This window comes from Luteolibacter yonseiensis, from assembly GCF_016595465.1.
Taxonomy (GTDB): Bacteria; Verrucomicrobiota; Verrucomicrobiia; order Verrucomicrobiales; family Akkermansiaceae; genus Luteolibacter; species Luteolibacter yonseiensis.
Map to the genome: position 1 here is coordinate 1 of NZ_JAENIK010000008.1, position 21,596 is coordinate 21,596.

At 64.4% G+C, this 21,596-nt stretch carries 9 protein-coding genes; 7 read left to right on the forward strand and 2 right to left on the reverse strand.

The window, feature by feature from the left end; all coding sequences use genetic code 11:
- The 7 genes from JIN84_RS06345 to JIN84_RS06375 all read left to right on the forward strand — a co-directional run.
- A partial coding sequence (locus JIN84_RS06345; protein ID WP_200350193.1) for a ShlB/FhaC/HecB family hemolysin secretion/activation protein occupies positions 1-1,499 on the forward strand: 1,499 nt, incomplete at its 5' end.
- Positions 1,500-1,551: 52 nt separating this feature from the next.
- Positions 1,552-3,408 carry a MotA/TolQ/ExbB proton channel family protein gene (locus JIN84_RS06350; protein ID WP_200350194.1) on the forward strand — a complete coding sequence of 619 codons (1,857 nt, stop codon included), beginning with the start codon at positions 1,552-1,554 and terminating at the stop codon, positions 3,406-3,408.
- Between the two features lie 79 nt (positions 3,409-3,487).
- Positions 3,488-3,892: an ExbD/TolR family protein gene (locus JIN84_RS06355; RefSeq protein WP_200350195.1), complete on the forward strand. Its 405-nt coding sequence runs from the start codon at positions 3,488-3,490 to the stop codon at positions 3,890-3,892.
- A gap of 101 nt (positions 3,893-3,993) precedes the next feature.
- The gene (locus JIN84_RS06360; RefSeq protein ID WP_200350196.1) at positions 3,994-4,707 is read left to right on the forward strand and encodes an energy transducer TonB family protein; all 714 of its coding nucleotides are present in this window, start codon (positions 3,994-3,996) and stop codon (positions 4,705-4,707) included.
- An 18-nt stretch (positions 4,708-4,725) separates the two neighbouring features.
- On the forward strand, positions 4,726-6,537 hold the full coding sequence (locus tag JIN84_RS06365; protein WP_200350197.1) for a putative porin: 1,812 nt from the start codon (positions 4,726-4,728) through the stop codon (positions 6,535-6,537).
- A 9-nt stretch (positions 6,538-6,546) separates the two neighbouring features.
- The gene (locus JIN84_RS06370) at positions 6,547-7,206 is read left to right on the forward strand and encodes a hypothetical protein (protein WP_200350198.1); all 660 of its coding nucleotides are present in this window, start codon (positions 6,547-6,549) and stop codon (positions 7,204-7,206) included.
- A gap of 324 nt (positions 7,207-7,530) precedes the next feature.
- Positions 7,531-18,744 carry a filamentous haemagglutinin family protein gene (locus tag JIN84_RS06375; protein ID WP_200350199.1) on the forward strand — a complete coding sequence of 3,738 codons (11,214 nt, stop codon included), beginning with the start codon at positions 7,531-7,533 and terminating at the stop codon, positions 18,742-18,744.
- 700 nt (positions 18,745-19,444) lie between these two features.
- Here the strand turns inward: JIN84_RS06375 and JIN84_RS06380 are convergent.
- Both JIN84_RS06380 and JIN84_RS06385 read right to left on the reverse strand, forming a co-directional pair.
- Complete coding sequence (locus JIN84_RS06380) at positions 19,445-20,743, reverse strand: hypothetical protein (protein ID WP_200350200.1); 1,299 nt, start codon at positions 20,741-20,743, stop codon at positions 19,445-19,447.
- Between the two features lie 66 nt (positions 20,744-20,809).
- Positions 20,810-21,592 (reverse strand): hypothetical protein, encoded by a 783-nt coding sequence (locus tag JIN84_RS06385; RefSeq protein ID WP_200350201.1) that lies wholly within the window; start codon positions 21,590-21,592, stop codon positions 20,810-20,812.
- Positions 21,593-21,596 lie beyond the last annotated feature (4 nt).

The window sequence follows — 21,596 nt, forward strand, 5'->3', positions numbered from 1 at the left end:
TCAACATCCGTGAATATCGCGTCACGGGCCCGGCGCGGCTGCCGCGGCTGGCGGTGGAGGAGGCGGTGTATCCGTATCTCGGGCCGGGGCGTTCGGCGGATGATGTGGAGGCGGCGCGGGTGGCCTTGGAAAAGGCGTATCACGACCGCGGTTTCCAGACGGTTTCGGTGGTGGTGCCGCAGCAGGATCCGCGGCGCGGGGTGATCCGGCTGGAGGTGGCGGAGGCGAGGGTGGGGCGCCTGCGGGTCAATGGCGCGCGGTTTTTCCTGCCGAGCCGGATCAAGGCGGACGCTCCGTCGCTGGCGGAGGGGAACGTGCCGGACATGAAGCGGGTGGAGAAGGAGATCGTGGCGCTCAACCGTCTGGCGGACCGCCGGGTGACGCCGGAGCTGCGCGCGGGGGTGGTGCCGGGGACGGTGGACATCGATCTGAACGTGGAGGACAAGAATCCGCTGCATGGTTCGCTGGAGCTCAACAACCGTTACAGTTCGAACACGACGCCGCTGCGGTTGAACGGGTCGCTGAGCCATGGCAATCTCTACCAGCTGGGGCATACGGGTGGTTTCAATTTCCAGGTGGCCCCGGAAAACACGGATGACGCGAAGGTGTTCTCGGGTTATTATCTGGCGCGGGTTTCGGACAGCGTGAGCCTGATGCTGCAGGGCACCAAGCAGGACAGCGATGTGGCCATCGTCGGCGGCTCGGCGAGCATCGGCCGCGGCCACACGGTGAGCCTGCAGGCGCTCATCGACCTGCCGTCACAGGACAAGTTTTACCAGACGCTGTCGCTGGGCCTCGACTACAAGCATTTCTCCGACGAGGTCGTTTCCCTGGGGAAGAAACAGTTCACCATCGATGAAACCGCCATCGAGTATTGGCCGCTTTCGGCGAATTACGGGGCGACGTGGCTGGCGGAGAAGGCGTTCACGGAGGCGAATACCTCGCTGAACCTGCACCTGCGGGGCATCGGCAGCGGGGAGAGGGATTATGCGAACAAGCGTTACAACGCGGACGGGAGTTATGTGTTCCTGCGCGGGGATGTGGCGCACACGCGCGATCTGCGGGATGATTCGCAGCTTTTCGGCAAGGTGCAGTACCAGCTGGCGGACAAGCCGCTGGTGAACAACGAGCAGATCTCCGGCGGCGGCCTGGGGACGGTGCGGGGTTACCTGGAGGCGACGTCGCTGGGTGACAACGGTGTCTTCGGCACGGTGGAGTACCGCACGCGGCCGCTCACCGGCGGGTCCGAAGCGAAGCCTGGGACGACGCCCAACGAGTGGCGGTTCCATGGTTTCGTGGATGCGGGGCTGGTGGGGATTTATGACCCGCTGCCGGGCCAGCGGAAGCGTTTCGGTCTGGCCAGCGCGGGCGCTGGGACGCGCTTCAAGTTCGCGGATCATTACAACGGCTCGGTGGACCTGGCCGTGCCTTTCATCAGCCAGACGGACACGGAGTCCGGAGACGTCCGGGTGACCTTCCGTGGCTGGGCGGACTTCTGACCACCCCTTGCCCGCATCCGCCGACCTCCTTCATTTTCCTCATTTTTCCCACATGAAACATCCCGCCCTCATTCTCCCCGTTTCGCTTCTGCTCGCCCATGCAGGCATCGCCGCCGGCGATGCCGGAGCCGCGTGGTGGAACCCCGCCTGGACGAAGCGCCAGACGCTCACGCTCGACACCTCGGGTGACGCCGCGGCTCTTCCCGGATCGCCCGGCACGGCCACGGTGCTGGTGCGTTTGTCGGACGGGAACTTCCCGTTCGCCAGCGCCCGCGAGGATGGCAGCGACCTGCGCTTCATCGCCGCGGACGGGAAGACGGCGCTCAGCCACCAGATCGAGAGTTATGACAACCTGCTCAACGAGGCGTTCGTGTGGGTGAAGGTGCCGGACATCGGGGCGTCGGGGAAGACGACGATCCATCTTTATTCCGGCAATCCGGCGCCGGACGCCGGCCCGAAGGCGGCCGAGGCGTATGACGCGGACACGGCGCTGGTCTGGCACTTCGCCGGACGTGGCGCGGCCCCGGCCGACACCACGGGGAACAACAACAGCGCGACGGCCCCGGCGACCACGGCGGAGGGCTCGCTCATCGGCAACGGCCTGCGCCTGCTGGCCACGCCGGTGACGCTGCCCCAGTCGCCGTCGCTCGAGTGGAAGGCCGGCCAGGCGCTGACGCTCTCCACCTGGATCAAGCCCGCCGCGCTGCAGGACAACGCGGTCCTGCTCAGCCGTGGCGAGGGTGCGTCCTCTTTCCAGCTCCTGCTCAACCAGGGGGTGCCGGTGATCAGGCTCGGCACGCAGGCCAGCGCCGCCGGAGCGCCTGTCGCGGCGAATACCTGGAGCCACCTTGCGCTCGTCGCGGATGGCGCGAAGCTGCAGCTTTTCGTCAACGGCGCGCCGTATGCCACGCTTGCCGCCGGCCTTCCCGCGCTGGCGGCGCCGATCACGCTCGGCGCGGAGAACTCCGGGTTCGCCGGCGAGGTCGACGAGTTCACGCTCTCCACCACCGCGCGTTCCGAGGCGTGGATCAAGCTGGCCGCGGTGAACCAGGGTTCCACGGACGCGGCCCAGCGGACCGTGGTGCTGGGAGCCGGCGAGGGCGGCGAGGGCGGCGAGGGCGGCGGCGAGCAGAGCCACCTCATGGAGCACCTCTCGCTGTTCGGCGACATCGCCAACAACATGATGTTCGACGGCTGGATCGCCATCGGCGTGTGCGCCATCATGATCGTCATCGGCTGGACGGTGGCCGTCCGGAAATTCCTTTATCTCAACTCGATTGAAAAAGGCACCAAGGTCTTCCTCGAGCGATGGAAGCACCTGTCCACCGACCTGACCGCGCTCGACCACGGCGACCGGTCCAGCATCAGCACGCTCGGCGGCAAGACCGGCGAGGACGAGCAGCACCTCATCGAGAGGTCGCCGCTCTACCACATCTACCAGATCGGTTCCGAGGAGATCCGCCACCGCCTCGACAAGGGCGACGCCCGCGGGCAGGGGCTCAACGGCCGCTCCATCCAGGCCATCCGCGCCAGTCTGGACGCGGGGCTGGTGCATGAGAGCCACCGCCTTTCCGACGGCCTGGTCTACCTGACCATCAGCATCGCCGGTGGTCCGTATGTCGGCCTGCTCGGCACCGTGGTGGGTGTGATGATCACCTTCGCGATCATCGCGAAGTCCGGCGAGGTGAACGTGAACTCGATCGCGCCGGGCATCGCCTCCGCGCTGCTGGCCACCGTGGTGGGCCTGGTGGTGGCCATCCCCGCGCTGTTCATCTACAGCTACCTGAACGGGCGGATCAAGAACTCGCTGGGCCTCATGCAGGTCTTCATCGACGAGTTCGTCGCCAAGATGGCCGAGTTCCACAGCCCCGCCGCCGGCGCGGACACCAACGGAGGTTCTTCTCACTGAGGACAGGTCCCATAGGACCCATGGGACCTATATCCTCCTCTTACCATCAACCATCAACTTCCAACCCTCAACCTCTTCCATGGCCTCCGCCGACGACAAAAGCTACGACGACATCAACGTCACCCCGATGGTGGACCTCTATCTGGTGCTGCTGCTCATCTTCATCATCATGACCACGGCGGGCGTGCAGGGGGTGAAGGTGAACCTGCCGAGCGCGAGCAAGGCGTCCTCGCCCAAGCTGGAGGCGCCCAAGACGCAGGCCATCACCATCGACAACCAGGGCAACATCAAGCTCAACACGTTCACCGTCACGCTGGCGGACCTGGAGACCAAGCTCGCCGCCATCAAGGCCGCCACGCCGGAGGTGCCCGTCGTCGTCCGCGGCGACCGCGCCAGCCAGTACCAGGGCGTCATGGACGTGCTCGACGTGCTCGGCCGCGTGGGCATCACCCAGATCGGCCTGGCCACCCAGCCGCCGAAGTAGAAGCACTGAATCACAAGCATTGAATTCGAAACGAAGAACAGGCCTCCGCCTTCTTCCTCCAACTCTCAACCATCAACCATCCACTCTCCACTTCCTCCCACATGTCCCCACGCCCGCCATTCCCGCCGCCCGCGCGCAAGCCGTCCAAGCACCGCTTGCTGATCGGCATCATGCTCGCCGTCGTGCTGGTGGGGGGGCTCTTCTCCTTTTTGCTCAACGGTGGGAAAAACACGCGCAAGGCCGTGCCGCGCCAGGAAGTGGTCACCATCACGCTGCCACCGCCGCCGCCGCCACCGCCGCCGCCGCCGCCACCGAAGGTCGAGCCCCCGCCACAGGAGGACAAGCCGGAGGAGGAGCTCGTCGAGGAACAGCCCGTCGACCTGACGCCGCCGGACGAACCGGCGGAGGCCCCGCCGTCCGAAGACCTCGGCACCAACATCACCGGCGGCAACGGTCCCGACATGGGGCTCACCGCCGGCGGGGGCGGCGGCCGCGCCGGAGGCGGCAAGGGCGGCCTCGGCGGCGGGAACAAGTACGCCCGCTACTCGCTCTCCGCCAAGACCTCCATCGAGAACGCCCTGAGGAACGACCCGGTCACCCGCAAGGCCGTCATCAGCGGACTGACCCTCGAGTTCTGGCCCGGCGCCGACGGCACCATCACCCGCGCCCGCATCATCGGCTCCTCCGCCGGTTCGGATCTCGACCAGGCCGTCAGGCGCGTCCTCACCGGCCTGCAAACACCGCCCGCGGCCAGCGCCGCCGAAATGCCACCCTCCGTCAAAATCCGCATCAAAGCCCGCAAGCCCGGCAACTGACACCTTTTCCCGTTCCCCATGTCTTCCATCCGCCCCATCGCCGCCACCCTTTTGCTCGCCCTCGGCACCCCGCTCCACGCGCAGGAACCCGACATCGGCAGCGCGCCCGCCAACCCCTCCGAAGACGTGCCAGCTACGGAAACTCCCGTACTTCCACCCGGAGCCGCGGAGGAGCAGCCCGCCGCCCCCTCCACCAACGTCACCGTCAACCTCATCGCCCGGCTCGTGGAAAAAGGCATCCTCGGCAAGGAGGAGGCCGCCGCCATGATCCAACAGGCCGAGGCCGAGGCACAGCAGGCGCTGCAAGCCCAGCAGGCCGCCGCGGCCGCCGCCGACATCGCCGCGCTGCCGCCCGAGCCCACCGCCGACGAGATGCGCGTCAGCTACATCCCCGAGGTGGTGAAGAACAACATGCGCGACGAGATCAAGCAGGAGCTCCTCGCCGAGGCCCGCGAACAGAAATGGAGCGAGAAACGCTACCCGGAATGGACCGATAAATTCCGCCCCTTCGGCGACCTGCGCGGCCGTTACGAAGGAGTCTATTTCGGCGAGGGCAACGACAACACCGGCGCCTTCCCCAACTTCAACGCCATCAACACCGGATCGCCCTTCGACACCTCCGGCACCCAGTTCTCCCCGCAATACAACGTCGACCAGGACCGCGAGCGCACCCGCCTGCGCGCCCGCGTCGGCACCGACATCATGCTCGGGGACGGCTTCAACGGCGGCCTGCGCGTCGCCACCGGCGACACCAACAGCCCGACCTCGCCCAACCAGACGCTCGGCGGCTCCGGCGGGAATTTTTCCAAATACGCCATCTGGCTCGACCGCGCCTTCCTCAGCTACGACGCCGGTCCGGGCGATGGCGAGGAGCTCGTCTTCCTGATGGGCCGTTTCGACAACCCCTTCCTCTCCAGCGAAGTCCAGTGGGACGACGACCTCGGCTTCGACGGCCTCGCCGTGCGCGGGAAAGTCAGGCTCAACGACAAGGCCGGCACCTTCTTCACCGCCGGCTACTTCCCCGTCTACAACACCGACTTCAACTTCGCCTCCAACCAGCCCTCCAAGTTCGAAAGCACCGACAAGTGGCTCACCGGCGCGCAGATCGGCATCGACTGGAAGATCACCGACGACCTCACCGCCAGGTTCGGCATCGCCTACTACGACTTCAGCAACATCTCGGGCAAGCTGTCCGACCCCTACACCCCGCTCACCGCCAGCGACGCCGGCAGCACCGACGGCACCCGGCCCGGCTTCGCCCAGCGCGGCAACACCTACATGGCCCTGCGCGACATCGTCCCCACCGCGGCCAACGACTTCGGCACCAAATACCAATACCAGTACTACGGCCTCGCCTCCGAATTCCGCAACCTCACCATCACCGGCAAGCTCGAATACGACGCCTACGACCCCGTCCGCCTCGCCCTCGCCGGAGAAGTCACCAAGAACATCGCCTTCGACAACGGCGCCATCGGCAAAAAGGCCGTCAACAACCGCGGTCCCGGCTCCGCCGGCAAGGCCGGCGAGTTCGAAGGCGGAGACACCGCCTGGAACCTCGCCTTCACCGTCGGCAAGCCCGCCATGGAACAATTCGGCGACTGGCAGGCCGGCTTCGGCTACCGCTACGTCGAGAGCGACGCGGTCGTCGACGGCTTCACCGACTCCGACTTCGGCGGCGGAGGCACCAACGTCCAGGGCTTCCTGCTCGGCGGCAGCATGGCCGTCAGCCCCGCCGTGCGCGTCGGCCTCAAATGGATGAGCAGCGACGAGATCATCGGCTCCCCGCTGAGCACCGACACCCTGCAGTTCGACATCAACGCCAAGTTCTAACAACCGGTCATGAAACTCCTCAAAGCCATCCTCCTCCTCGGCGCCGCGCTGCCCTCGCTCCTCCACGCCGCCGAAGAACCCGATCCGGGCCTCAAGCTGCGCGAGCAGCTCCGCGCCGTCACCCTCCAGCTGCGCACCGCCCAGACCGAGGGAGCCAACGCCCAGGCCGCCGCCGCCGCCGCCGACCAGAAATCCAAGGACCTCGCCGCGAAGATCGAGACGCTCGAGAAACGCGGCGCCGCCCTCGAAAAGAAAGCCCTCGCCGACAAGACCGCGTCCGAGCAATCCACCGCCGCGCTTGAAAAGAAGGTCGCCGACCGCGACGCCAGCCTCGCCCAGCACAAGGAAGCCCTCCTCAAATGGAAGGACGGCTACGAAAAAGCCGCCGCCACCGCCACCGCGAAGGAACAGGAACGCGCCCGCCTCGCCGGAGAACTCACCGCCGCGAAAAACACCCTCGCCGACCGCGAGCGCAAGAACATCGCCCTCTTCAACACCGCCACCGAGATCCTCGACAAGTTCGAGAACTACTCCCTCGGCAAGGCCCTCGCCGCGCGCGAGCCGTTCATCGGCACCACCCGCGTCAAGGTCGAGAACCTCGTCCAGGGCTACAAGGACCGGATCCTCGACAACCGCATCGCCGCCCCCGCCGCCGGCAAGGCCCCGTGACCGTGACATGCCGGAAAGCATATCTTAAAAACATATCATTAAAAGATGACATAAAGATGACAAAAACATGATGAAGGTGATCCAAGGCCGCCCCCGGCGGCGGATCATCCGAGTTATGGAAAGACAGGGCGCGCGCTCCCCCGCCGGAGCCCGCGCTCTTCCCGCCGGAAACAGGGAAAACCATCACACCCCGCCACCCGCCATCCGGCGGAAGCCCCTCCGCCGATCACCGGCCATAAGTCACCCGGCCACCGGCCACCCGGCACCCCTCCAACCACCGCCGCCCGACGGCACCCACTCTCCACCGCACCCCGGCCCACCAGCATGAAACCCCGCCGCCACCACCGCGCCACCGGCCTCTTCGGCACCACCTTCAAATACGGCGTCCCCGTCTTCATCGGCTTCACCTTCGCCATCACCGGGCTCACCGCGGACGCCGGAGACATCCTGCGGGGAGGCAGCCCGCGCTCCGGGAAATCCGCGCGCGCCACCGCCGGCGCGCCCACCCCCGCCGCCACCGACGCCGCGCGCGCCAGCGCGAAAGACACCCTCGCGCGCACCACCCGGACCCTCGCCGCCGTCCGCAACCTTCAGAACGCCGCGCGCGACGCCGCCATCCGCAACGGCGCCAACAACCTCGGCAAGAACCCCAACCGCCCCACCGTCACCCTGCCCAACGTCCCCAACGGCCTCGGCGCCGGCGGGCTCGACCTCGGCACCGTCACCGGCGCGCACAACCCCGTGCAGGCCGTCAAGGACGGCAGGACCACCGTCACCATCAAGCAGACCACCCAGCAGGCGCTGCTCGGATGGAAGACGATGAACGTCGGCAAGAAAACCACGCTGAACTTCGACCAGAAAGCCGGCGGGGCGGACGCGGGCAAATGGATCGCCTTCAACAAGATCACCGACCCCAGCGGCAACCCGACGCAGATCCTCGGCAACATCAAGGCGGACGGCCAGGTGTACATCATCAACCCGAACGGGATCATCTTCGGCGGCGGCAGCCAGGTCAACGCGCGGGCGCTGACGGCGTCGAGCCTTCCGATCAACGACAACCTCATCGGCCGCGGCCTGCTCAACAACCCGGACGCGCAGTTCCTTTTCAGCGGGCTCGCCATTCCCGCGGGCATCAACGGCACTCCCGGATTCACTCCGGACAAACCGCTGACCGCCGATGGAAAATACGGCGATGTCATCGTCCAGGCCGGAGCCATCCTGAAAAGCCCGAGCGGAGCGGAAAAGACCGGTGGCAGAATCACACTGGTCGGTCCCAATGTTTCCAACGCGGGCACCATCCTCACGCCTGACGGCCAGACGATCCTCGCGGCGGGTCTGCAGGTGGGATTCGAAGGCCACGCCACCTCGGACGCCAGCCTGCGCGGGCTGGATGTGTTCGTGGGTGCCGTCGCGGATCCGGTGGCGGGACGTTATGCGGGAACGGTGAGCCAGACCGGCATCATCGAATCCGAGCGCGGCGCCATCACCATCGGCGGGCGAGACATCCAGCTGGATGGCATGTTGCGAAGCACCACCTCCGTCGCGCTCAACGGCCGCATCGACATCCAGAGCTCCTACAACGCGGTTGCCAACCGTGCCACGGCCCTTTCCACCGGCGCGTTGTTCCTTCACAAGGACAGCGGCTCGCTGACCCTGGGAGAAAACAGCGTCATCAGCATCCTGCCCGAGTATGACAGCAAGGAGACGACCATCGGGACAGAGCTGGCGCTCAAGTCCCAGATCAACCTGTCAGGAAAAGTCATCCACCTCGGCGTCGACTCGCTGATCACCGCCCCCAGTGCGAACGTGTCCGTGACAGCAGGCACGTGGCATTATGACACGACAGGAGCATCCCCGACCTCCACCCTGGTAAAAGCGGGCGGGCAGGTATATCTTGACCGGGGTGCGGTGATCGACGTGGGCGGCTCCAGGGACGTGGAGGCACCCGTCTCCCAAAACATCATCTCGCTCGACCTGCGCGGTGCGGAACTCGCGGATTCACCGCTGCAGCGGGCCGGAAAACTGAGGAACCAAACGATCTATGTGGATATCCGGGATGCCGGAATCTACCAAGGCAAGCAATGGATCGGCACTCCGCTGGCGAATGTCGCGGGGTTCGCCAACATCATCCAACGGACGGTGGGCCAGCTGACGGTCGCAGGCGGCACGGTGAACCTGAGCGCGGGCGACTCGATCGTGACGGCGGCAGGCTCGAAAATCGACGTTTCCGGGGGTTCCACCTTTTTCAAGGGAGGCATGGTCCGCACCACCCAGCTCATGACCGGCGGGAGACTGGTGGACATCAGCCAAGCGACTCCGGATGTCGTCTACGACGGAATTTTCGACGGCACGTTCACGGATTCCAACACGAAGTTCGGAGTCTCCAAGGTCTACCATTCCCTGCTCGCACCCGCAGGCTACCGCTACGAGGCGGACTCCACCCAGGGAGCGGCGGGCGGAAAGCTGAAGATCACCGCGCCATCGATGGCGCTGGACGGCAGGTTCGACGGCAGCACGATCGTCGGCGAAAAACAACGGACCACCCCGCCGGTGGGAAGCTCGCTTTCCCTGGCATTCACTGCGACGGACACCAGCTACCCCACGCTGCCGACCCATGCCCCGGCGGCACCGCGGATCACCTTCTCCAACACTCCCGGACAGACCGCCGCGGCGGCGTTCGGTGTCGATTCCAACGGAGATCCGCTGGATCTCTCGGACGAGCGGAAATCCTCCGTGGTTCTCGCGGACGATCTGCTGACCGGACAAGGCTTCGGCACACTGGACATCAGCAACCGCGGCGGGGAGATCATCGTTCCTGAGAATGTGACGCTTGCCGCGCCGAACGGTGGCACCATCACGCTCGCGGCTTCGAACATCACCGTTGACGGCAGCATCCAGGCGAGAAGCGGCAATGTTTCCCTCACCACCCACGGATTGAGTTACGACGAGGTGAACGTGATCCAGAACTCCGTTCCATCCCCCACCCCGCCAAAGGTTCAGGAAGGACGGGGCGTCTTCAAGCTGGGCGGCAATGGCAGCATCATCGTTTCCGGACTGGTGGTGGATGACCGTGAGACCATCGGCATGCCCACCGTCTCGCCCGTGACCCTCGGCGGGGGTTCCGTCTCCATCACCGGATATTCCGTGGATCTCGCACAAGGCGGAACCATCGACGTCTCCGGAGGCGCGACGATCAGCGGCACCGGGTCGAAAAGCTATGGGAACGGAGGCACCCTCTCCATCACCGCAGGCAGAGAACCGGGATTCTCCTCCACGCTCGGCGGCGTATTGAACCTGGGAGCCACCCTGTCCGGACGCTCCGGCGCGAAGGCCGGCACCCTCCGCCTCACCGGCATGGCCCTGCAGATCGGCGGAACGACCACCGATCCGCGTGTGACACTGGTGGATCCCGAAGCCTACGCGCAAAGCGGGTTCGGCACCATCTCCCTCAGCGGTGTCGGGACCGAAGATGGCGCGAGCCCCGCCGTCCTGATCCACAAGGACGCCAAAGTGACTCCCCAGGTCTCGGGCTGGCTCGGGGAGATCAACAGCCGCGATGAATTCGTGCTCACCTCCCTGACCCGCGAGGAAACGGTCCGCACTCCCGTCGATCTCTCCATCACCGCGATCGGAGCCTCCTACGGAGGTGTCCCGTTCATCATCGGCGATGTGGTTTCCGAGGCGGGTTCCTCGATCACCACGGATGCGGGCGGCTCGATCAACATCAAGGGCCAGACCGTCAGTCTCGCGGGTTCGTTGGTTTCCCCAGGCGGCAGGATCACCGTGTCGGGGGACACCAGCTATCCGACCGTGGGAACCACCGTCCGGCCACGGACCACCGTGCATCTGGCCTCCACCGCCGTGATCTCCACCGCAGGGAAAACGGTGCTGGTCAGCGATCCTTTCGGCCGCCGTACCGGCAGCGTGACGGCGGGCGGCAACATCTCGCTCTCCGGAAATGTCCTGGCGGACAAGGGCTCGTTGCTGGACGTCTCCGGCACCAGCGGCGTGCTCGACTTGCCGAAGATCGGGGACGACGGCTCGTTCTCCGGAAAATCCTACGAGCCGGTCACCATCGAGAGCAACGGCGGCTCCATCACCCTGACCGGGTCGCAGATGTTGCTCGTCGGCTCCACGCTCAAGGGTTCCGCCGGAGGGGCTTCCGCCACGGGCGGAGAGCTGAACGTGTCCTCGAACCGCTTTTATCAGGAAGGCGAAACCTATACCACGGCGGATACCAATCTCATCGTCACCCGCGACGGTCCGGGCTTCATTTCATCCGGAGTGGGGGAAGTCGTGCTGGATTCGTCCGGAAACCCTATGGCAGGACTCGGTTACTTCGCGACCTCCAGTCTTGGATCCAGCGGTTTCGGCTCGCTTTCCCTTGGAGGCAACGTGCGTTTCGACGGGCCGATCACTCTGGCAATGTCCAATCGCCTGAGCGTCTCCAGCGGCGGTGTCATCCGGACCTCCGACACGGTGCGGCTGACCGCGGGACAGGTGGTGCTCGGCCAACCGTTCAGGACTCCCTCCCAGCAGGAACAACCGCGGAGATTCATCTCCGGCACGTCAGGCGGCAACAGCACCGCTCCCTACCAGCTCGCACCGGAACATGGCACCGGAGTCCTCCGGATCGAGGCGGATCTGGTCGATATCGGGGACGTGGCGTTGCAAGGCATCGGAAAAACCAACATCAATGCCAGCTCCGGAGACGTGCGGGGGAACGGCACGCTCCAGATGGCGGGCGAACTCAACATCCGGGCAGGCCAGGTCTACGCCACCACACAGCGCGCGCTGAACCTGTTCGTCTACGACTACGCCCAGGGCGGCGGAACCAAACAAGGGTCCGTCGTTTTCTCAGGAGGAAAAGCCCGCTCGCTGCCGTTCTCGGCAGGCGGAACGATTTCGGTTCATGCCTCGGACATCACCCAGGACGGCACCCTCCGCGCGCCTCTCGGACAAATCAATCTGGGCTGGGATGGCAGCGGCAAGGCACCGGTCAACGTTCTGGCCGGGACATCCGTCTCCGTCCCGATCACCTCGCGGCTCACGCTCACCGGCAGAAGCGTGACCTCGGTTTCCGCCATCGATCCGATCACCAAGCTTCCCGCCATCCTTCCCTACGGCATCAGCCTTGATGGGAAATCCTGGATCGATCCCGCTGGAAACGACATCACCAAGGGTGGTGCGCCGGAAAAGAAGATCAACCTGGCCGCCGTGAACCTCGTGACCGAAGAAGGTTCGACCGTGGACATCCGGGGCGGAGGGAATCTGCTCGCCTACCGCTGGATTTCAGGAAATGGAGGAACCAAGGACATTCTCAACTCGTCCGACAGCTTCGCCATCCTGCCCGGGTATGGCTTCGATTACAGTCCGTTCGCCCCGTTCAACAACGACTCTTCCGCAACCGCCCTCGATGGCGCGACCGGCTATGTGAACAGCAAGTTGAAAGCCGGAGACCAGATCACCCTCGCCGGCGGCGGCGATCTCCCCGCGGGCACCTACACGCTGCTGCCCGCCAGGTACGCCCTGCTGAAAGGTGCCTTCCTCGTCACCCCTTCGTCCGGATCTCCTGTCAAGGCGACGTCGCTGCCGGACGGAGGCAGCATCGTCTCCGGCTACATTTCCAACAATCTCGATGCGGGGCGTCACGGAGCCACCATCACCTCCCGCTTCGAGATCACTCCCGTGAAAACCGTGCGCGAGCGGGCGGAGTACCAGAAGCTCCTGGCAAACAGCTTCCTGAACCAGGCGGCCTTGGACAACAATCTCGCCGATCCGCGTCTGCCGATGGATTCCGGTTACCTGTCCTTCACATCGAATGCAGCCATGTCGCTGCAAGGCACCGTGCTTTCGCAAGCCGCGAAAAACGGACGGGGATCACTCATCGATGTCAACAGCTCCTCCGACATCCTCGTCAACAACACCGGCACCGGCGGGACCGGCGGACAACTGGTCTTGAAAAACTCCCAGCTCAATGCTTTCGGAGCGGAGAGCCTGCTCATCGGCGGCATCCGCAGCTTCAGCGCAAGCGGGGTTTCCGTCTCGGCGAACACCGGCAGCCTGACGCTCGACAATGCGGGCGGCACACTCACCGGTGACGACATCATCCTCGTTTCCAAGGACGATCTGGTTCTCGCCAAAAATTCCAGGATCACCTCCGCCGCGAATGCCAAAACGGATCTCGACACGCTCTCCACCGGCGAGGGCGCGCTGGTGCGCGTGAGTGCGAATGCCAGCGGCGGACTGATCCGCAAGAGTCCGGCGGGCGTCACCTCCCCCTCGCTGGTTCTCTCGTCAAAAGCTGAAATTTCCGGAGGATCCGTCATCCTCGACTCTTCGGCCGCGGCATCGCTCTCCACTTCCGCCACCATCCGGGCGACGGATCTGACGCTCGGGGCCGGGCGCATCAGCGTCCTGCTGGACCAGGCAGGAATCATCAATTCCAATCCCGGACTCGTGCTTTCGGGAAATGTCCTGTCCACCATCCAGGACTCCACCACGCGGCTCGCGCTCACGTCCTACTCCTCGTTCGACACCTACGGACGCGGCAGCATCGGCAATGCCGCGTTCGAGCAACTCACCATCCGCGCGGGTGCCATCCAAGGATACAATACCAACGGAGGCAACGTGACTTTCAGGGCCAGGACCCTCGCTCTCGCCAATCCATCCAACAGCAGTCCGGTCTCCACTCCCGGAACAGCGGACGGTGGCGTGGTCTTCTCCGCGGGAGAGATCCGCCTCGGCAACGGCGGAATGGCGGTCAACGGCTTCGCCAACACCACCCTGGACTCCTCCGGAAGAATCCTGACCTCCGGCACCGGCACTCTCAAGGTGGCCGGCGACCTGACATTGGAGTCGGCCTTCATCACCGGAGCCAGCGCCTCGGACTACCGGATCCAGGCATCGGGAAATCTCAGCGTGCTCAAGAACCGGGGGGCCGAATCCTCCTCCGCGGGCCTCGGCGCGAAGCTCACCCTCCAGGCGGCCAACGTCTCGGTCAATGGAGACATCTCGCTCGCAAGCGGCCATCTGGGCCTTCTCGCCACCAGCGGCAACCTCGTGATCGGAGACAAGCGGGACACCGTCCTCGACCTCACGGGAGCGAAAGTCCCGCTGGCGGATGTCTTCCGCTATACCAATGGCGGCAGCGTGAACCTCGGCGCGACTCAAGGTTCCATCTCCGTGGGAGAGCGGGGCCTCATCAACGTTTCCGCCAACAAGGACGGTGGCGACGCGGGACTCATCCAGATCTCCACCCCCAAGGGAGGTTTCGAACTGCTCGGAGAAATCGACGGCTCGGCGGGCGGCTCCGGAAGAAAAGGCAGCTTCATCCTGGACGCCGCCTCCATCCCGGGAGGCAACCTCGCCAACCTCGACACCATCCTCAACGAAGGAGACTTCACCGGATCGCGCGCCTACCGCATCCGCACAGGAGACGTGCGCGTGACAGGGCCGGTCATTTCCCACAGTTACTCCGTGTCCGCGGACGCCGGGGATCTCACGGTGAGCGGCACCATCGATGCGTCCGGCAAAAACGGCGGCACCATCTCGCTCTCCGCCCACGGCAGCCTGGTCCTGCGGGACGGCGCGGTTCTCGACGCTTCCGCGGAAGAGTTCAACTCCGCGGGCAAAGGCGGGGCGGTGATCCTCGAAGCCGGCGCCCAGGCGAATGGCACGGTGGACAGCACCGCCATGCTGGACCTCAGGAGCGGTTCCATCATCGACCTCGGCGTCGCCGAACGGAATTCCCGCAGCGCCTCGCTGGGACAATTCTCGGGCACCCTCCATCTGCGGGCACCCCGCAATGCGGCGAATACGGACCTCCAGGTGGAGGCCATCGGTTCCACCATCACCGGCGCCTCCTCCATATTGGTCGAGGGCGTGAAACTCTACGGAGTGACCGGCACGGGGACCATCACCACAGCGATCCAGACCAACATCAAGAACGACGCCACCGCCTTCCTCGGTGCGGCGGGCACCACCACCTCCGGCTATACCGCCATGCTGGCCCGGCTCACGGCGGCGCAACCGGGCCTCGATCTCATCCTCGCGCCCGGCGCGGAAATCTACAACACCAGCGGAGATCTGGTGCTTGGCACCACCTCCTCCACCTCCACCAGCGACTGGAACCTCCAAACCTTCCGCTTCGGACCCCTCTCCGCCGCCGGTGTCCTGACCCTGCGCGCGAAAGGAGACCTCACCTTCTACAACGCCCTCAGCGACGGATTCGCCGCCGTGACCGCGAACGCGAACAACGGCCAGTCCACCCTCTGGCTCGCCCCGCTCATGGCACGGAACAACCTGCTCCCCGCGAACGCCCAGTCCTGGTCATACCGCTTCACCTCCGGAGCGGACCTCACCGCCGCCGATTTCCGCTCGGTCCTGCCCGAGTCCGATCTCGCCGCCGGCAAAGGTTCCTTCCAGCTTGGGAAAAACTACGGAAACGCCGCATCCTATGGTTCCGGATCCACCCATACGACCGCACGATCCATCCTCAACCGCTACCAGGTCATCCGCACCGGTTCGGGTGACATCTCCATCAATTCCGGCAGGGATGTACTGCTGCTCAACCAGTTCGCCAGCATCTACTCCGCCGGAACCGTGGTCAGCGATCCCACCACCGTTGTCCGTCCGAATGATTTCGTGGTGCCCCTGCTGCTCAGCGCCGCCGGACGACATCCGAACCAGGGTGATCTCGGAGCCATCCAACAACCCTATTTCGTGCAATACAGCATGGCCGGTGGAAACGTCGACATCTCGGCGGAGAACAACATCGCCCGCATGACGCGCAACACGAACTCGGCCACCGGCGGAACCCTCATCGACGACTCCTCCCGCCAGTTGCCGAACCACTGGCTCTACCGCCGGGGCTACATCGATCCCGTCACCGGCGAGGCCGGAATTGCGGGAGCCGACGAAGGCACCCTTTCGCTGGTCGATCCGAGCGCCTCGACCACGTGGTGGGTGGACTATAGCAACTTCTTCGAAGGGGTCGGCACCCTCGGAGGCGGAAACATCACGCTCACCGCCGGGAACGATGTGAAGAACATCGACGCCCTCGCCCCCACCAACGCCCGCATGGCAGGCGGCAGGCCATCGCTTTCCAACATGGTGGAGCTCGGTGGCGGAGACATCACCATCACCGCCGGCCACAACATCGACGGCGGCGTCTACTACGTCGAGCGCGGCGACGGCCTGCTCAGGGCAGGCAATCAAATCACCACCAACGCCACCCGCTCGCCTTCCGCCGGCATCATCGAGTCTCTCACGAATCCATCGCTCCTCGACAGCAGGACCTGGCTTCCCACCACCTTCGTCGTCGGCAAGGGCGGCTTCCGGGTCGAGTCCGCGGGCGACATGCTGCTCGGACCCACCGTCAACACCTTCCTCCTTCCCCAGGGACTCAATAACAAGTTCTGGTACAAAACCTATTTCAACACCTATGGCAGCGACAGCTACCTGGATGTATCCTCCCTGGGTGGCGACATCACTCTGAGAACCGCGGCCACCCTGCCCTCCACCCCCGGCCAGACTCCGATTCTCTCCATCTGGTCCGCCTCCCAATATGACCTGCTCTCCACCGGCAGTCCGGCCAGCTACCAGCCGTGGCTCAGACTGGCGGAGACATTGGTGACCCCCTTCGAAACGCTCAGCAGCATCGGAGCCCCCCGCTTGACCGCCTACGCGCTCGGCGGCGACATCAACCTTGCCGGAAACATCACCACGTTCCCGTCCAAGGAAGGCCAGGTCGAACTCGTCGCCAGGAATTCCATAATCGGCCTGCAACCGAACGGTTCCATCAGTGGCTACGAATCGGATCACTGGGCCTCGTCCACCATCAACCTTTCCGACACCGATCCGAAAAACCTCCCATCCCTCACCAACCCCTACGCCTACATCTCCCTCGTCGGCCGCGTCGCCTCCGGTCAACGGTTGACCGACACCACCGGCTTCCTGCTCAACATCGACAACAGCTTCGTCGAAACCGGATCCACCAACGGCGTCCTTCAGGAGGAGCAGAAGCGCCACACCAGCGGCAACCTCCACGCGGACGATCGCGAACCGCTGCGCCTCTATGCCGAGACCGGCAACATCGAGGGAATCACCCTGTTCTCGCCCAAGGTCTCGATAATCATCGCCGGGAACGACATCGGGGATGTCTCTTTCTATCTGCAAAACCTCTCCTCCGGGGACGTCAGCCTGATCAGCGCCGGGCGGGACATCACGCTTTATAACGAAAACACATCCTCCCGCCTCGCCGCCCTCCAGTCGCTGAATCTGAGCAGGGATCTCGTCACGCCATCGCTCGCGGGAGATCTCCAGATCGCCGGTCCGGGGCAGCTCGTCGTGCTGGCGGGACACAACCTGGATCTCGGCATCGGCAACTCGAACGCCGACGGCACCGGTTCCGGCATCACCAGCATCGGCAACGGCCGGAATCCCTATCTGCCGTTCACCGGCGCGGATATCACCGTCGGTGCCGGCATAGGCGGCTCACTCGGCCTGAATTCCGGCAAAATGGATTTTGCCGGCTTCATTGAAAAATTCGTCCTGACCGAAAAAGGAGAGGATTATCTCAAAAAACTCGCACCCGGTGTGGACTTCGCCTCATTGGACGGGGATGAACAGGCGCGGCTCGCCCTGGAGATCTTCTATCTCACCCTGCGGGACACCGGCCGGGATTACAACAATCCCGAGAGCCCCGGCTACCGGGAATACAAACGCGGCTTCGACGCCATCTCCGCCCTCTTCCCCAAATCCACCAGTTGGGAAGGTGACGTGCTCACCCAGAGCCGCGACATCCGCACCCGCAGTGGTGGAAACATCCGGATCTTCGCCCCCGGCGGAGGATTGGAAATGGCGGACACCACCATCGGCAACCCGCTCACCCCACCCGGCATCGTCACCGAAGCAGGCGGAGGAATTTCCATCTTCACTAATGGCGATGTGAGCATCGGCATCGGCCGGATCTTCACTCTCAAGGGTGGGGACGCCGTCATCTGGTCCTCCGCAGGGGACATCGCCGCCGGTTCCTCCTCCCGCACCGTCTCCGCCGCGCCACCCACCCGGGTCATCATCGATCCCCAAAGCGCGGAGGTCGCCACCGACCTCGCCGGACTCGCCACCGGCGGCGGCATCGGCGTGCTCGCCAGCGTCAAGGACGCCAAACCGGGCAACGTCGACCTCATCGCCCCGACCGGTGTCATCGATGCCGGAGACGCGGGCATCCGGGTCAGCGGGAATATCAACCTCGCCGCCCTCACCGTGGTCAACGCCGGGAACATCTCCGCCGGAGGCAGCAGCACGGGGGCACCCGCCGCAGCCGCCAGCGCACCCAGCATCGGCACCGTCACCGCGGCCTCCAACGCCACTGCCGCGACCGACAACGCTGTCGCAGCCCCTCAGGAAAACAAGACGACGCAACCCGCCCCGGTCGTGGAAGACCAACCGTCCCTCATCACGGTGGACGTCATCGGCTACGGTGATGGTGGAAGCGACGACGAGGAGGATGAGGAAAAGGAAGAGGGCCAGTGAGGGATGAGGCATTGAATCATCACACCACAACCCTCCGGGGCGCGGACATCCCGTCCTGACACCTGGAGGCGATGAACACCACGCGGAAGGCCTTGCCGGACGATGGATCGTGGCGGCGGCTGTCAACCGCCGGGCCACTTCCATCGATCCATGGCCAGTCCCTTTCACATGACGCGTTGGTTTCCGTGTAGTATACGGAGTGGTCCGTGGTTCGATTTCCCAAACACGACGAACGCCGGACCACCTCAAGTCTACGCCCGTAGGTGATGCCCGGGAAACAGAGCTTTCTGCCGTTTCAAGATCCTCGGAACTTTCCGCCGGGCAGGATGTCCCGCCGGGCAGTCGTAAGAATGACGACACCCCCGCCAACTGCCGCTGAAAGGAGCGCGTTCATCCTGAACACCGCGTGCCGGGGACATCCTGTCCGGCGGCAGAAAACGTGATCAGGATACGATGGATCCCATAAATCCAAGTAGACGGTTCCGGTGTCCACCATCATTCCACCCCAGGTCCTGGCAGGACATATCCAAGCTCGTTTCCCTGGCTGCTGAATCACCGCGAACCTAAAAACAGCGGCAGGCGCGACTTCCCGATTTTCAAAGCAGATGTCCAGGACACGTTCCACCACGAAAAAACCCATGAAGCACGTTCCGCGCTTCATGGGCTGTTGCGTTTGTTCTCCAGGGGGGAAATCGACCGCTCAGGGGACCTTGTTGACCACCAATCTCACGAACTTCTTCGGGCTGCCGCCGGGAAGCGTGTAGCTGATCTGGCCGGGCGTGTTGGCGGTGGGGGTCACCGTCTGCCATGGATCGGTGATGCCGAGGTCGTCGGATTCCTGGATGGCGTAGGTGACGTCATTGTTGGTCACCGCCTCGGCACGCTTGTTGAAGCTGACGGTGCCACCGGTGAAGGTTCCCGCGGCTCCGTCGGAAGCGGCGGGATTGAGGGCGAGCGCATATTCGACCAGGTTGATGATGCCGTCGTTATCCGAGTCGCCGGTGGTTCCTCCGGTCACGTTGTTGGTCGTGGCCCATGAAGCGAAACCACCTGTCGGAGCAGGAACGCCAACCGCCTGCACCTTCAGGTTCCCAGCGGAATCAAGCGTGATGGCCCCGATGTATTGCCCAAGGCCTACTTCGGCATTCGCGGCGGAAGAGCCCGAGGTGAGGGTTGCTCCCGTGGTGGTTCTGAGCACACGAAAAATATCCACGGCTGCTTCCACATTCGCGGTGCCGGGCAATTTACCCTGGCCGAGGATTGCGACGGGATTGTATCCCAGTTTGAAGAAACCTCCGCTCTGGGGAGGGATGAACCCGGAGAGTCCGTTCAAATGATTTTCGGGCAGAAGCACTCCGGAGGGATTGGCTCCTGACACCGCGCCGGGAATGGCAACGTTCACACCATTATAGATGAAACTCGTGATGTCGTTGTTGACTTGACCGAGAGTCGACGAGGAGAGGGCATCGTCGTTGGTATTTCCCTGGTAAGGAGCAAACGGCGTCTCCGGGTCAAAGCCTTTTTGATTGGAATCCAGACTGGCTCTCGCACCGGAGAAATAAACGGTGCGGGCAGGATCTCCCGCGACGGGAGGGTGGGTGACGGGCGGATTACCAGTGGATGCGATAATCGTGGTGATGGCCATCATCCGCACGTTGGTGGTTTTCAGTCCTTCCGGAACTTCCTCCACCGTGCCGTCCGCCCAGTCTGCGCCGAAAATGGCTTCGAGATCCGCGGCGATGTTGCTGCTGCTGATCGAGGGATTCACTGCCGTGACAGGCACATTGTTCTGGGTGTTCGCCCGAAAGGCGGAGGCAGGACCGAGGTTCACCACATAGTAGGTGCTTCCAAAAACCGTCGGAGCAAGCGGTTGTGAGGTGAGGGAATAAAAGACAAGGGCGAGATCTCCTTGGGCGAAGTCATCCGAGGCGTGGGACATGCCCGGTGTGAGCGCCAGGACGGCGGTGGTCAGGAGCGCGAGGCTGATTTTGTTTTTCATAATCATATATCTGTAAAATTCAGGTTTGGGGGTTGATCGGGGGTATGATTGCGGGATCGGAGAACGTCAGGGGGAAGGAACGGGATCGGAGGAGGACACCAGACCGGACGCCAGCGCGGAGAGTTGGTTGAAACGCGCGAATCCGAGCGTGGCCCTGAGATAGGCGTCGGCTTCCGACCAGATGCGGGCGGCTCGTGCCGGAGGCGTTTCTTCCCACACGGGACCTTCGTCAGGCGATTGCGGCGAGGTTTCCGGATTTTCCACCGCGTCCTTGGCGTAGTTTCCAAGTTCGGTGATCGCAAGTTGCTCGTGGGCGGTCAGCGAATCGAAAACCTCGGGAGGCAGCCGGTCGAGCAGCACGGTGGCGATGGCGGGTTTCACCTCGGCAGGAGAGGCGGCGGTTCGTGTGATGCCGGCGACCCTGGCGTGATCGGGCCGGGTCTCCCGGAGTTCACCCGCGTCCTGTGGAAACGCGTTGAATGATTCGGCATGGCTGTCCGCTTGCGAGCCAACTCCGGATCGCCGGGTGGAACGTACTGATGCGGGACTTCCGTCCGCCACCGTTCCGGAGGAAATCCCCGCGACATGGGATGGCGATGACGGGCGTGCCGGCCGCGAATTCCTGTGGGTCTCCACGGCGGACGTTCCTTGTCGCCGGGGAAGGGTGGAGTTTTCCACCTCGATCATCGGACCGGATGACGGAGGCGCGGCACCGGCCCGCACGTCGTCCGAATGAAGCGAGGAAGATCGGCCGGACGGCGCGGTGGCGTCATCCATCCGGTAGAGTGTGATGGAAACAGCCGCGGTGAGGCACGCGATGGCAGCGGCGTTGGCGAGCAATGATTTCATCTGA